The following is a 13,983-nucleotide window of genomic DNA, read 5'->3' as shown; positions in this document are numbered from 1 at the left end:
GGCGAGCCGCTACACTGCGGGACTATGGCCTCGACTTCTCGTGTGGCGTCCCGCCGCTCCCTGCGTCCGCACACCGCCGGCAATGTCCGGGAGAACGCGCGCCGCGCACGCGAGCGCCTGTTGGCTCGTCAGGCGGAGCTCGAGAAGCTGTCCGCGCCGATCCACGCCGCCGCCGAGAAGCTGGCGAAGCTCGACTCGGCGGTGTCCGCTCGTGCCGAAGCGCCGTTGAAGAAGATCGAGCGGCTTGAGAAAGCGCGTGATCGGAAGATCGAGAAGATCCGGCAGGAGTACGCGGCGAAGATCGCTGCGGTGCGTGAGGAGCTGGAGTCCGACGCCGAGCAGATGACGCCGGCCGAACGCGAGCAGGAAGAGATGTTGCTGCGCGAGTATGCCGATGCGATCGTCGCGTTCAGCGGTAAGGCGTCGGCGGCGGAGCTGGCTCCGCTGCTCGGTGTGAGTGTGCGCGAGGCGAAGAAGATCATCGAGCAGGCTCGGGCCGACCTGGGGATCACCGGCGACAGCTCGGACAGCGCTGAGCCGTCCGACGAGGACCGGCCGGTGAGCGTGGCCGCGTCATGAGCGCGGTGCGGCCGTGAGCGAAGACGAGGAGCCGCTGTTCGACCTCGCGTTCAGCGACGGCACCGTCGAGTTCGTCGCCGACGATGCTCCGGACCGTCGTCGCCGGGTACGGGTGGTGGACAACTCGCTGCGGCCGTCGCAGGCGAACATCTCCGCGTTCTGGTCGAAGGTCGTGAAGTCCCCGACGTGTTGGTACTGGGTCGGGGCGATCAGTGCGCCGGACGGATACGGGCGGTTCAACTTCCAGCGCGGGAATCGGCAACGCACGATGCTCGCGCACCGGTTTTCGGTGGAACTGACGCACGGGCCGTTGGCTCCGAACGTGGTGTGCGAGCACAAGTGCAACGAACCGTTGTGTGTGCGGGTCGGGCTGGCGCACCTGGTGGAATCCACCTACAGCGAGAACGTGCGCTACGCGATTGCCCTGGGCCGGCTGTCCGGTCACGCTCTGCTCGACGGGCAGGGCCGCACTCGCTACGAGCGGTCGCTGGCGATCCGGGAGGCGTTGCGCGACGGCTACGACGAGCAGGCGTTGCTGCGCGCGAAGACCGATCCGGGACAGTGGCAGCAGACGCTGTTCTGAGCAACAGGTGGGCCTGTGCTGGTAGGTCCGGTGACTACACGCGAAGGGGTGTCGATGGTTCAGCGATCCGAAGTGGAAAAGCAGTTGTACGAGGCGGTCAAGCACACGATCCGGCCGAGCGAGAGTGACCTCGAAGCGGTCCTCCACGGTGAGCCGGTGCCGTTGTCCCGGCCGGCGTCCGGGTCGTTCGACCTGGCGTTCCCGGACGAGCAGGTGGGCGATGCGTTGTAGCGTGCGTGCGGCACTATGCTGTGCGGTGTAAGACGTGCGCAAGTGGTGGTCGGGCTCGATACCTGACCAACACTTGCGCGCAACGGGCGAGGCCCCCGGAACTACGGATTCCGGGGGCCTCGTCGTGTCGGGTGGTGTCAGATCCGGTCACCGCTGGGCGCGGGCAGCTCGATGCCGAAGCGTTCGCGGGCGATGCGCACTGCGGTGCCTGCGAGCTCGCGGATCATCGACGGGTGCAGTCCCTGCTCGAGTGCTTGTTCGAGCAACCCGAGGAACCGCGTGTCGCACAGCGGGAAGCGGGTGGCTTCCTCGCGGGCGGCACGGAACGCGCACCCGGCCTCGACGCCCTGCCCGTTGGCGTAGGAGAAGTACCCGGCCACCGTCAACGCGGCCACTCGCTGGGCGGTGGGCAGTCGGCGGGCGATGGCACCCATCGTCTCGGCCGCGACACCGCCGTCGAGCAGTGCCAGCCCGAGCATCGCATCGCGGGCGGTGACATCGGTGACGAGAACGAGTCCGGTGCGCGCTGCGAGTGCGGCATCCGGTTCGGTGCGGGTGCGCACCGCCTCGGCCAGCTCTTCGAGGACCGAGCGGGCGAAGTTGTCGCCGAGCTCGTCCTTGGCTGTGCGGGCGTGGGCACGGTCGCTGAGGGTGACCGTGCCCACGCGGCGGAAGCGTGCCTCGATCTCGTCGCGGCTGCCTGCCACGGTCTTGCCGAGAACGGCGTAGGTGGCGGCAACCTCGGTGGCGTTCGGGGCGGGGATGGTGCCGCACTGCAACGTCTCCACCTCGGTCCACTGCTGGCCGTCGTCGATGCGCGGGGTGTAGTAGATCCCGCTGACGTCCATGCCCAGATCCAGCAGTGCGGCCTTGGTCTTGCTGCCTTCGGCGATCACATCGGCGAACGGTGTGCGGTCGGTGACGATGACGACGATGACGCGATCGGATTCGCCGGTCTTGGCCAGTGCCTCGGCCGACACGGCGAGCTGGCGCGCACCGAAGTCGCGGCGGGCGGTCCACACGAGCCGGTCACCGCGGAACAGCAGCAGCAGGGTGGACAGCTCGGGGGTGAAGCCGAGGATGTTCGGCACAGCGGCGATCAGCTCGCCGATTCCCTTGATGCGGATGCGCTCGGACATGAATGCGTTCTCCTTCGTTGTCGGGCGGGCCGGCGGCCCGCCGGTTTGGTGAGTGGGTGTTGCGCGCCGGGGCCGCTCGCGGCCCCGGCGCAAAGGGGGCGGGTCAGGCGCGGTCGATGGCGGCGTCGATGACCGCTTTGATGCGCGAGGTCCGTACGCCCCGCGCTTCGGCGTCACGCAGCAACTGCGAGTGGCGGCGCAGCAGATCCGAAATCCTCGGTCCGGTGGAGACGTTGCGGATCACTGCCGCAAAGTCGTTCCCGAGACACTCGGCGCGTCGCAGGATGGCGTCGACGTGATCGTCGCGCCCGGCGAACGTGTGCTTGGTGGTCATCGCAACTCCCCATGCTCGAAGTGAGAACCGGCGGCGATCGGGCCGCCTGTTCTTTGCCCTTTCTGGCATGGAGATTCAGACCGGCTGTAAGGCCGCGGAGTGCAACCCGGGGGGCGAAAAGTTTCGGAGGAGCGAAGCGGGGGAGAAAGTTTTCGAGCCGTAGGCCGCGTCAGCGCCCCCGGGTTGCGCGCAGCGGCCGGCCGGTCAAAATCGGAAGGCCAGAAAGGGCAAGGGCAAGTTCTTTTTCAGTGCGGCGCGCCAGCGCCGCTCGATTCGGTGGACACCGAAGGTGGCCTGGCGGCGCTGCGAGGGCGCAGCTTCGGCACCGCTGCCGTTGGGCGGTGTCCGGGGTGTGCGCTACTGTCCCGTTCGGCGGTATCCGGGGGGCCGCTGCGCCTCAACTTTCGGTGCGAGAACTCTTCTGGGAGTTCTCGGCCCGGACTCGGTGACTCGGGAGATCACCGGGTTCGAGGCGCAAGCGGCCCCCTCGATGCGCAAGTGCTGTCGGCGGCCCTTGCCCGCAGTGGGTCGGTCTGACCAGCGGCCTCGCGCACGCTGACCAGCGGCGGCAGGCCGATGCTTCCCGAAGGCCGCCGCCGACGCCCCTCCACCGGCCTGCCGCACATCCGATCATAGCGCTCGTTCGAAAGTATGTGCGAATATCGGCGGTGTGGGATCCTGCGAGCGCGCTCCGAAGCTGTGCCCGAACGGGCGTCGCCTGGGGCCGGGCCGCGTCGTAGTGGGATGGTGGCCGTGCTCGTGCGAGACGGCCCACCGGCCGTCGGGAGCGACCGGGCACCGCACCTACCGGTGCTCGTCGTGTGGTGCCGAGATCCTGATTCCACCGCATACCGGTATACCGGCGCCCGCGACACCCCGAGCACCCACCCGAAGACAAACTCTTCCGTAAGCGCCGGATCGCCATAGAAGATGATCCTGATGCAACGTGTAAAGCAGGTATTGACGCCGCAGCGCGTAAAGGTATCCTTTACGGGTGAGGATCGTGGATTCGGCGCGCAAGCACGGGATCGGTGATGACGACATCGTCCACGCGTTCGACGAGGCGATCCGCTACGTCGAGTACGAGTACGACGGCGAGGAACGGCTGTTGATCATCGGTCCCGACACTGCGGGCCGGTTGCTCGAGCTGGTGGCCGTACCCGCGGGTGAGCCGACCCGGATCATCCATGCCGATCGCCTTCGGGCGAAGTTCTACCACTACCTGAGGTGAGCACCATGCAGACCGTCAAGCGCAGCGACACCGATGTGACCGGACTCGACCAGCTCGATCCGGCCGTCACCGACGCCCGCGATGCCACCCATGTGCGGCGGATCATCGCCGCCCGCAAGGCCCTGGCCGCCGCCGAGGCCGAGCTTCGGGCCGCCGTGGCCGCCGCCCGAGACGCCGGTGACTCCTGGGCCGTGATCGGTACGGCACTGGACACCACCCGGCAGGCGGCATACCAGCGATTCGGAGCGAACAAGTAGACCTTCCGTGCCCGGCGCATCGACCGGTCACCGAGCGCCCTCGGGCGCTCCTGCACGGTGCCCCGAGGATGTCAGGGCAGCAAACCGTGCGCGCCGGGACGGCGCCGCTGATGGTGTCAGCGCACTGCTCGATTGGTCCGCGACTGGCCAGATCCTGCCTCGCAGATGTTGCCTCGCCACCGCTGTGCGGCGGCTCGTCCCTTGAGCCTTGACAGATCGGTCAAGAACCGCACTTGCAAGAAGATCTTGATTACTTTCGTCTGACCCGGTGTTGTTCTATGGACTGAGATCGTGGCTGGTGTGGTGCGGCGATAGCCCGTAGATCGACGCCGTGGTCGATGATCGGGCCGACGGGCAGCGGATGGGTGGCGTCGGTGATCGCCATGTCGAGCACTCTCGGGAATATCGGGAAGCCATGTCAGTCGATGTCGTAGCCGGCCTCGCGGGCAAGGATCTTGGTGATTTCCTCGAAGGTCTTCGTGCCTCGGATCAGATCGACCAGCAGCTCTTTGTCGGCGTCGCTCATCTGACGGCCTTCGATCGCCATGATCGGTTCCATCGCAGCGATGTCGGCGCGGGCTTCGGCTTCGGTGACGTGTGGTTCCACGAGTTCCCCCTGGTCGGTGGTGGGGTGGGGCAGAACCTGGATCGGTTCTGCCCCACCGCTGGTGACGAGCTTGGAGGCGCGGTCAGACGGCGCGGCCGTCTTCGTATCCGCCTTCACAACCGGCTTCGTACTGTTGCATCGGATGCATCGGACCGGGGTGCTGCTGCGGTCCGGTGCTGATGAGATCGCGCCTGCGCAGTGGGCGCACGTCGCCGGCCGCCCGCAACCCTTGCGCGAGCGTGTCGTCGAGTTCGAAGGTGTCCTCGCCGGTCCGCACCGCCTCGGTGGGCTCGACGATCGCCTCGGTCGGCTCCACGACTGCACCCTGGAGTGCTTCACCGTCAATGCTGGTTGTTTCTGCGGCACCGTCGGTGATGTCGACCTCGGTGTCGGGGGGTTCGACGGTCGTGGCGGACGCTTCGGCTTCGAGGCGTTCGCGGCGGTCCATGCTGGCCTGGTGGATCGCCTCGCGGGGGATGTCCCGGTCGGCGGCGAACTTCCCGACGGCGCGGACGGCGGTGTTGAACGCCTCACTGCGGGTGTTGACGGCGGCGCGGTCGAGCGCGCCGTCGCCGTCCCAGGCTTCGAGGTGCCACTGCCGGTCGTCCCAGTACACCCGGGCGCCGGGCCGCCCGCTGTCGGCGTCGAAGCCGTACTGCCAGAGCGCTTCGCTGGCGTCGAGGGGCACCCACGGATCGGCCTTGCGGTCCGCTTCGCGCTGTTCGGCGCCGTCGAGCCATACCTGCCGGGCTGCGGCCATACGCGCCGGTACCGACGCGATCAGGTCCTGTTTGCTCATCCCCTGGTGTTCGGCCCACGCATCGGTGGGGTTCAGGTCGAGGGTCCACTTCGGGTACTGGCCGTCGGCGGCCCGCCGCTCCCGGTCCTGGCGGGCTCGGCGCAACGCGTCGGGGGAGTTCTCGCGGGCGTTGACCTCGAGCCGCAGCTCTTCGGCCCGCAACTTCGCCGCCTCGAGTTCGGCGGTGTCGGTGAAGTCGAGTTCCGGCTCGGCCTCGGCCTCGGCGAGCCGGAGACGGTTGTGCTCGATCCGCGCCTCGATCTTCGACACGTGCGTGCTCGCTTTGCCGGCGAGTTTGCGGATCGAGGTCAGCATCGCCTGCGCTCCGCTGGAGCGTTCGAGAACGTTGTAGAACCGGTCGCGCTCGTACCAGCTCGTTTCCTCACCGACGGCGATGTAGAACTGCCCGATGACCTGGGTGTAGCCGAGGGTGAGCGGCACTCCGCCCAGACCGCCGAAGACCTTCTCGTCGTTGGTCTTGGTCACCTCGCCCGCGAGCCGGGTCAGCGAGCCCCGCAGCGCGTCGGCCAGGTCCGCGGTCTGCGAGTCGGGGATCTCCCGGCCGTCGAAGTGCCACGTCCTTGCGGCGCGGTCTTCGATGCCGGTCCACGCTTGAAGCTTGGCGGCGGTCTCCCGCACCTCGGGCAGCCGATTCTCGTCGGCGGTGATCGACCGTCCCAGCGCCCGGATCGCGGCGCTGCGGGCGGCGTTGGCGCTGTGCACGGCGTCGCGTCGGGCTTCGAGCGCGGCGACCTTCCGGTCGGCCTCGACCTGCTCGACGAACACCGGATCGCCGGTGGCTGCGGCCTTGCTCTGCGCCCACGAGACCGTCAGATCCCCGCCGACGTCCTCCATCGTCGGCGGCACATCGGCCTTGCGGATCATGGCGACGAAGTTCGATTTGCGGGCCACGTACTGGTACATCATCGCGTCGAAGGAGCGGCGGGCGACCATGTTGACCACGCTGACGCTCTGGTGGACGTTGCCCTGACGGATGATGCGGCCCAGCCGCTGTTCCATGTCCGCAGCGGTCCACGCCGGGTCCATGTTGATCATCTGCTTGAGCGCCCGCTGGACGTTCAAACCGGTGCCGCCCTTCTTGGTGGAGGTCAGCAGCACCCGGATCCGGCCGTCGGTGCACGCTTCGACCAGCCTCGCCTTGGCCTTGGGGCTGTCGTAGTCGTGCATGAACGCGATCTCCTCGGCCCTCATGCCTCGCCGGACGAGGGCGTCGCGCAGCTCGGTGTAGAGATTGCGGGCATTCGGGCCGGCGCCGGCCTTGGGGGTGCCGCGGTCGCAGAAGACGAGCTGGAACACCCCGGTCATCTCGGGGCCGTACTTGTCGGCCGGGATGCGCAGGTCGGCGTGGTCGCGGTGGACCTGCCAGATCAGCTCGGCGGCGTGTTCGATGCGGCTGTGCTGCGGGTCCGGCGGGGCCAGGTTCGCCAGCGCGGGATACATCGTCAGGTTCCGCCCGTCGGTGGCGATCTTGAGGCTGTTGTCCAGGTCCATCCGATCGCCCTGGATCATGCTCATGCGCACATCGAGGTCGGCCATCGCGTCGATGGCGTCCTGGCCCATGTCGAACTCCACGATCTTCGGGGTGCCGCCGTCGAGGACGGGCAGCTGCACCGGGATCCGATCGGCGGTCACCACGTCCCGGAACTGATCGAGCATCGCCACCAGCTGCGGCACGTTGGCGTATTCGGCCATGCGCGTGCGCATCTGGATGCGGGTGGCGGTGGTGTTCATCTCCGGCACCGACACCGGCTTGGCGAAGGTCCCCGCCCAGTTGTCGATCCGTCCCAGGCCGGCGGCATGCAGCAGGTCCGGGCGCAGGTACTTGGTCATCACCCAGATCTCCGACAGCGAATTGCTGATCGGGGTGCCGGTGGCAAACGCGATCCCCTTGGCCGGCGCGTGCGCCATCCCCTGCTCGGCGCCCCGGGCGCGGGCCTTCTCCCGCAGGTACTTGGCCTTCATCTCCAGGTCGGTGGCCCGCTGGGAGCCGTTGGTGACCGACAGGTCGGCGCTGTTGGACGGGCGGGTGAGGTTCTTGTAGTCGTGGGCCTCGTCGATGAACAGGAAGTCGCAACCCGATTGCTCGAAGGTCAGCCCGTCGTCGGTGGCCTTGGCCGCGATGATCTTCTCGATCCGGGCCTCGGTGTTTTTGATCGCCTGCTCGATCTGCTTGACCGTGAACTCCGCGCCCTGGTTGTTGGCGGCGGCGAGGGCGTCGCGCAGTTCGGCGAGTTCGCTGTCGAGGTACTCGATCTGCGCTTCGCGGCGCAGGGCGATGCGACTGAACACCGACTGCGGCACGATCACCAGGTCCCAGTCTCCGACGGCGGTTTGCCCGACGAAGCGTTGCCGGTCGTCGCGGCCGTCGAGTTCGGAGGCGACGAGGATGTTGGCGTTCGGGTAGGCGTCGCGGGCCTCGACCGACCACTGCGCGAGCAGGTGATTGGGCACCACGATCCACGGCTGGCGGATTTGTCCGAGCCGTGTGGCTTCCATGCACGAGGCGGTGATCGTCAGGGTCTTGCCGGCCCCGACGACATGGTCGAGCAGGATCGTCTCGTCGTGCAGGAACCGCTGCACCGCCGCGGCCTGATAGTCGTACGGCGTGTACTTCGGGTTCAGCCCCGGAAACGACTTGCTGCGGCCGTCGTGGACCGGTTTGACGTAGGAGTTGTAGCGCTCGTTGAATGCGCGGGCCAGGCGCAGATAGCGGTCGCCGTCCTCCCACAGCCACTTTTCGAACCGTTCTTGCAGCGCCGCGGCCGAGGCGTGGGCCTGTTCGGTGAGCTTGACGTTGAACCGCGGCTTCGGGGAGCGTTCGAGCTCGTCGGCGGTCTTGAGGATTTGGACGGGTTTGTTGTTGGCGAGCAGCTCGACCATCTTCACGCCCGGAAGCCGGTCGGTGCCGTACTTGTCCGGGTAGCCGCCGGACCATTCGTGGCGGCTCTTCTGGTCGGTCCCGAGTTTCCAGGTGCCGGTGACCGTGTCGTGCTCGACGGTCAGCCGGTCGTCGCGCAGCCCGAACTCCTGGACCAGGAACTGGCGGTAGTCCTCGACCGGAATCCAGGTCGCGCCGATGCGCACCCCGATCTCGGCGGGGTCCACATCCGCCGGCACCACCGATTCCAGGGCCTGCACCAGCGGCGCGTAGCGGGGATCGTCGGCAGCTTTGACCTTCGCGAGTGCGAGCTTGTCGCGGACCTGCCCGGACAACGCGACGGTGGCCACCTCCCACTGGTCGTCGGCGTGCAGGGACGGATAGATCTTCCCCTGGGCCTGCTCGAGCGCGTCCTCGACGGACACATTCAGCAGCTCGGCCACCCGCTGCGGGGCGATGTGTCCGAGTTCGTCGAAGCAGATCGCCAACGCCTCGTCGAGGTCGGCGGCGCCGGTGGCCTTGTCCTTGAAGGGGGTGGTGTCCTCGGTGAAGATCGCCGTCTTGGTCGCCACCGCCTCGCTGCCGTCGAAGCGCGACTGGAAGTTCTCGATCGCCAGCACCATGCCCAGCCGTGGATCCCGGGCGATCGCGCCCTGCAGATGCGCGGAATACCGCCGCGGCTGCGGCTGCTCGGCCGCCTTCTCGCACAGCTCCTCATACACCTGGTCGGGAATCGACCCGGTGTAGGGGCCGGCCTGCGTCGGGTCGAGTCCGTCGGCAATAGCCTCGTCGCGGCCGGTCTTGAGCCGCCACTCGTCGATCGCCTTGTCTAGCCGGGCGGCGGTCTTCGCCTCCGACAGCGGCGTCGGTTCGGTGAGCTTGAACCGGTTCAGCGGCCCCCACCGGCGCACGTAACGGTCGTAGAGCGAGTTCAGCCGGCCCCGGAGCACGTCCCGGTCGGCGACGGTGGCGGTGCGGGAGCGGCTGGCCTCGGACAGCTCCATCACCGTCTCACCGAGAGCGATGAGCACCTTCCACTGTCGCGCCAGGTCCTTGCCGCGGCAGCCGACCTCGGCCCAGCCCCGGCCGAGGGTGAACTGCTCGAAGCGATTCTCGGTCTCGTGGAACCGCATCGCACCGGGCAGCACCTCGTTCGAGTCCAGACCGGCTCCGGTGCGCAGCCCCGGTGCGGTGAACGCCGAGGCCGCGGCCGGGTCGGGGGCCGGGGCGGTGAACCCGAGACCACGCGCGACGGCCCGGTCGACGATCGGATCGAGCTGGGTGCGCAGCTGCTCGGCCAGGGCGCTGCCGGGGTGCGGGGTGACCCGCAGCGAGCCCCCGGCATACATGCCGCCCCCGACGGTGAGGGTGCCCAGCACCCGCTCCGGGTACTTCGCGAAGTAGGGGTTGATCCAGGTCCGCGCCGGCTCACCGGTCTTGGCGTCGATCGCGGCGACCTGCACGGCGGGTGCGGCCCAGTCGAGAGTGTCCTCGGTGGGGGTCGCGCCGTCCTCGCGGCGGCGGAAGATGAGCACGTCGGTGACCACGTCGGTGCCGGCCTGCCGGTCGAACGCGCCGGTGGGCAGACGCACCGCACCGATCAGATCACCCTTCGCGGTGATCGCGGCGCGCTGTTCGGCGCGGCGGGCATCGGAGGTGAACATGCTCGTCACCACGGCGACATAGCCACCGGGCGCGGTCAGCGCCAGGGACTTGGCGATGAAGTGGTTGTGGATCGCCAGACCGTCCGCGTTGTGGATCGGATCGACGGGCGCGAACTTGCCGAACGGGACGTTGCCGATCGCCCCGGTGAACGTGTTCTCAGGCGCGAAGTTGCGCTCGAAGCCATGATTGCGGATCTGCTGCGAGGGATACAGGTAGTGCGCGATCTTCGCGCTGATCGGCTCGATCTCGACACCGACCATCCGCACCGAGGCCGGGGCGGTGCCGACGAAATGACCGGCCCCGCACCCAGGTTCGAGCACCAGAGCGCCGTCGGGCAACCCGGCACGCGCCGCCGCCCGCCACAGTTCCGCCACCACCGCGGGGTCGGTGTAGTGCGCGTTCAGGGTGGTCTGACGGGCCTGGGCGAAGCCCTTCTCCCCAAGCAGATCGAGCAACTCGGCGTGCTCGTCGCCCCACTGCGCGAGAACCCTCGGGCGTTCGTCGAAGACCTCCGGCACCGCTCCCCAGCCGGACCACCGCGCCAGCACTGCCTGTTCGTCGGCGGTGGCCGGTCGCTGCTGCTCCTCGAGCCGGCGCACCAGGCGCAGGGCGGCGATGTTCGCCCGTGCCCGGGCCTTCGCCCCGGACGGGACCAGCACCTCGGTGCCGAGATTGAAGTCCCGTGCCTGCACATCCTGCGGGGCGGGACGCACAGCCGCGGCGGTCTCGGCGGGCCGCTCACCCTCGAGCTCCGCAGCACGGTCGCCGGTCTCGGTGACGACCTCCGGCTGCTCGCCTGCGGCCGCGGCGGTGGCGGCGGCCGACGGCTCGGCCGCACCGGCGGCTGCGGCAGCCTCCGGCTGCGGTGCCGCCTCAGCCTGCGGTTCTGCGATCGCGGCGGATTCGTCTTCGGCGGCCGGTGCGGCGGCCGGCCCGATGGGGCCGACCATCAGACGGTCGTCAACCGCCCATGAGGTCGCGGCGGCATCACGGCCGGCCTGGGCCGCCGGTTCGGCGGGAGCCGACTCGGCCTGTTCGAAGATCACCGCGCCTGTGTCATCGACCGCAGGCGCTACGACTCGAGGGGACGGCGGCTCGGCCTCCTCGCTGATCCGTAGTTGTTCCGCCTCCGCCTCCCTCTCGGCGTCGGCCTCGGCAATGTGCTCCGTGTCGCGCTGCTCGCCCTGGCGTGCTGCCGCGAGGCCGGCGCGAGCGTCGGCGATCGCGTCCCGCAACGTCAGCTCGGGTCGGGGCCGGCCATCGACGTACGTGATGGAGGCGGAGCTTTTCGGTGCCCGCCGGGAGCCGATGGTGATGTGCCGGCCAGCGGGATCACCGACGACCACCTCTCCCGCCCCGGCGAAGGTCAGGTCGGTGGGGGCGAGGCTGTAGAGGTCGTCGCCGGCCGCCCGGATCTCGCGCAGGACCTGCGGGTCCACGTCGTGCGCGAGCGTCCAGTGCAGGTCGATGCCGAGGGATTCGAGCAGGTCGACCTCGGCCGGGAAGTCGCTGCGCAGCTGGTCGATGATGCCGCTGCGCACGTCGTTGATGAGTGAATGGTCGGCAGCGGCCGAGCCGGATTGGCTGTACTGCCACAGCAGGTCCGCCCGGGCGGCGGCGTGGTAGAACTCGTTGTTCCGGGCGTAGGCGTTGGACCTGGTCAGCACGGTGGCGCGGGCCTGGGCATAGGGGCGGTAGACACGCTCGATCCACTCCGGGATCGGGATGTTGCCTGCTTCGAGCAGCGCACCGACCGCCACCCGTGCATTGCGGCCGCAGGTGACGAAGGTGCCGCCCCCGTCGAGGGTGTAGTCCCAGCCTCGGGCCGGGAGATAGCTGACCTTGCTGGTCAGGCGATCGTTCAACTTCAGGGCACAGTATGCGGCTCCGTCGCTGAACCGGGCGGCAAGGTCCGATGCCTGGGGTGCCGGCAGGTTCGGGATGATGGTGCCGCGCATCTCCGCAGCCAGCCGGGTGGCGGGGATGTCGGCGGTCGCCGCGACGAGATCGGGGCGTTCCTCGGCCATGACCTCGAACGCGGTCTCGATGCCGATCTCGATTAGCGGGGTGCGCGTGTCCATCGGCAGTCCGGCCCACGATCCGAGGAGCGGGTCCCGGCGCGCGTGCATGGTCATCCACGCCGTCCACTGCGCGGCGGTGTCCTGATCCCAGGTCAGCTCGGGGCCGTGGATGCGCTCCCACTCGGCATAGGCCCGCTCGTACAGCTCGGCCGGCAGCGGGTGGTTCTCGAGCAGGACTTTCGCTGCGGCCTGCCGCAGCGGGGATGCCTCGCGGGCTGCGTCGGCAATCAGCCTCTGGGCCTCGGCGCGGGCCACGGCCGGCAGGTACTCCGGGCGCCGGCCCTCGACCTGGGCGATGAGCCTGGGATCGACAGCGACCTCGGCGATCAAGGCGCGGCGTTCCTCGGCGGTGGCCTCGCGGCGTCCCTGCGCGACGCCGTCGAACCACCGGCTGCGGATCTCGTCGCGGGCCTTGCGGCGGCGCACCGCCTTGATCGCGGCGGCGACCTGCGGGTCGGTATCCGGTTGCGGCAGGGTCAGCGGGTCGTCCGGGTCGTAGGCTGCGCGGCCTCGCGCCCACCATTCATCGACCTCGACGGTGGCGGCCTGGTCGATGCCGTCCTGCACGGCGTCGACGTGCTCGCCGCGCTGGGCGGCGGTGGCGGGTTCGGCCGGCTCCCGGGTGTCGAGCACGGCCTGGGTGGTGTCGAGGAAGTCCTCGGTGATGTGGCGTTCTTTGCTGGCGCGGGCATCGACGATCGTGTCGGTGACCTCGGCGGTGACCGGGTGCTGCACCGGCTCTCCGGTGCGGGCCTGCCAGTACGCCTCGGCGGCGCGGTGCCCGAGTTCGCCCAAGCGTTTCGGATCGGACAGGATCGCCCGGCACACCAGGAACATCCCGTCGGTGAGCGAGTCCCGATCGGCCATCAGATCGGCCAGGGCGACCTGCGCCTTGACCTTGAAATGACTCTCGGCCCACGAAAGGAACTGCGCGGCGGTGTTGACCTGTGGGTTCGCGGCAGCATCGGCCTCGGTGTCCGGCTCGGCCAAGGTCTTGAGCAACCGACGCTCGACCTGGGCCAGCGGATCGATCACCGGCCGCGGCTGCCGAGCCTGCCCGGCCTGCGGTTCCCCGCTCCGGGACACCCCGGCAGCGGCCTGGTCCTCGGGTGCCGGCTCGACCGGCGTCGCGGCCGGGATGAACATCGGTCCCGCGGGACGGCCGGTGAACTGGGCCTGCGGGAGGTTGCCGGCCAGCAGCGCGGCGATCAGGTCGTGGGCCTGGCCTTTGGTGAGGCCCGCCTCAACCACGAACGGCGCGGTCGTCTCCGCTGCCAGACGCTCGAGGGTGCGGAGCTGACGGGCGGTGGCCGGGTGCTCACGCCACGCCGGCTTCGCGGCCGCGACCTCGCGCACCGTCCGTTTGGGAACGGCCTCCGGGTTGATCCCGAAAGCGTGCAGCTCGCTGCGCAGCCGGTTCTCCTGCGCCCGCAGCTCACGCCAGCGGCCCCGCAGACGTTCGAGGCGCTCGGTGAGCGTGGCGACGCGCTGACCGTTGAGATCGATACCGCGCTCGAGGCCGAGTTCGTGCGCCCTCGCCAGGGCCGTCCTGGCTTTGACCAGGCGACCGCCGAGTTT

At 69.2% G+C, this 13,983-nt stretch carries 9 protein-coding genes; 5 read left to right on the top strand and 4 right to left on the bottom strand.

The window, feature by feature from the left end; translation table 11 throughout:
• The first annotated feature begins 42 nt into the window (after positions 1-42).
• The 3 genes from AIIKEEIJ_RS16350 to AIIKEEIJ_RS32660 are packed head-to-tail and all read left to right on the top strand — an operon-like array spanning position 43 to position 1,393.
• A complete protein-coding gene (locus AIIKEEIJ_RS16350; RefSeq protein ID WP_338020968.1) occupies positions 43-579 on the top strand; it encodes a hypothetical protein in 537 nt (178 codons plus the stop codon).
• A 13-nt stretch (positions 580-592) separates the two neighbouring features.
• Positions 593-1,162 carry a hypothetical protein gene (locus tag AIIKEEIJ_RS16345; protein WP_161996129.1) on the top strand — a complete coding sequence of 190 codons (570 nt, stop codon included), beginning with the start codon at positions 593-595 and terminating at the stop codon, positions 1,160-1,162.
• 54 nt (positions 1,163-1,216) lie between these two features.
• A complete protein-coding gene (locus tag AIIKEEIJ_RS32660) occupies positions 1,217-1,393 on the top strand; it encodes a hypothetical protein (RefSeq protein WP_169918107.1) in 177 nt (58 codons plus the stop codon).
• 137 nt (positions 1,394-1,530) lie between these two features.
• Here AIIKEEIJ_RS32660 and AIIKEEIJ_RS16340 read toward each other — a convergent pair whose 3' ends face one another.
• Both AIIKEEIJ_RS16340 and AIIKEEIJ_RS16335 read right to left on the bottom strand, forming a co-directional pair.
• Complete coding sequence (locus AIIKEEIJ_RS16340) at positions 1,531-2,532, bottom strand: DUF4192 domain-containing protein (RefSeq protein ID WP_072815172.1); 1,002 nt, start codon at positions 2,530-2,532, stop codon at positions 1,531-1,533.
• Positions 2,533-2,635: 103 nt separating this feature from the next.
• Complete coding sequence (locus tag AIIKEEIJ_RS16335) at positions 2,636-2,866, bottom strand: hypothetical protein (protein ID WP_072815170.1); 231 nt, start codon at positions 2,864-2,866, stop codon at positions 2,636-2,638.
• A gap of 994 nt (positions 2,867-3,860) precedes the next feature.
• On the opposite strand from AIIKEEIJ_RS16335, the gene AIIKEEIJ_RS16330 reads away from it, so the two are divergent.
• Both AIIKEEIJ_RS16330 and AIIKEEIJ_RS16325 read left to right on the top strand, forming a co-directional pair.
• Positions 3,861-4,097 (top strand): BrnT family toxin, encoded by a 237-nt coding sequence (locus AIIKEEIJ_RS16330; RefSeq protein ID WP_072815168.1) that lies wholly within the window; start codon positions 3,861-3,863, stop codon positions 4,095-4,097.
• Between the two features lie 5 nt (positions 4,098-4,102).
• Complete coding sequence (locus AIIKEEIJ_RS16325) at positions 4,103-4,354, top strand: hypothetical protein (protein WP_072815224.1); 252 nt, start codon at positions 4,103-4,105, stop codon at positions 4,352-4,354.
• Between the two features lie 418 nt (positions 4,355-4,772).
• Here AIIKEEIJ_RS16325 and AIIKEEIJ_RS32655 read toward each other — a convergent pair whose 3' ends face one another.
• Both AIIKEEIJ_RS32655 and AIIKEEIJ_RS16315 read right to left on the bottom strand, forming a co-directional pair.
• The gene (locus tag AIIKEEIJ_RS32655) at positions 4,773-5,078 is read right to left on the bottom strand and encodes a hypothetical protein (RefSeq protein WP_202917131.1); all 306 of its coding nucleotides are present in this window, start codon (positions 5,076-5,078) and stop codon (positions 4,773-4,775) included.
• On the bottom strand, positions 5,044-13,947 hold the full coding sequence (locus AIIKEEIJ_RS16315) for a helicase-related protein (protein ID WP_161996143.1): 8,904 nt from the start codon (positions 13,945-13,947) through the stop codon (positions 5,044-5,046). The genes AIIKEEIJ_RS32655 and AIIKEEIJ_RS16315 overlap by 35 nt, the downstream gene beginning before the upstream one ends.
• Between the last annotated feature and the right edge of the window lie 36 nt (positions 13,948-13,983).

The sequence above is a fragment of the Rhodococcus sp. YH1 genome, assembly GCF_009939605.1.
In the GTDB taxonomy this organism is placed as follows: domain Bacteria; phylum Actinomycetota; class Actinomycetes; order Mycobacteriales; family Mycobacteriaceae; genus Rhodococcus; species Rhodococcus aetherivorans.
The sequence above is the reverse complement of the archived record's forward strand: the minus strand, read 5'-3'. Positions and strand labels throughout refer to the sequence as shown.

What these genes read in the sequence shown, in the direction of transcription:
- AIIKEEIJ_RS32660 (WP_169918107.1), top strand. Translation starts at nt 1,217, where the DNA reads ATGGTTCAGCGATCCGAAGTGGAAAAGCAGTTGTACGAGGCGGTCAAG.
- AIIKEEIJ_RS16340 (WP_072815172.1), bottom strand. Translation starts at nt 2,532, where the DNA reads ATGTCCGAGCGCATCCGCATCAAGGGAATCGGCGAGCTGATCGCCGCT.
- AIIKEEIJ_RS16335 (WP_072815170.1), bottom strand. Translation starts at nt 2,866, where the DNA reads ATGACCACCAAGCACACGTTCGCCGGGCGCGACGATCACGTCGACGCC.
- AIIKEEIJ_RS16325 (WP_072815224.1), top strand. Translation starts at nt 4,103, where the DNA reads ATGCAGACCGTCAAGCGCAGCGACACCGATGTGACCGGACTCGACCAG.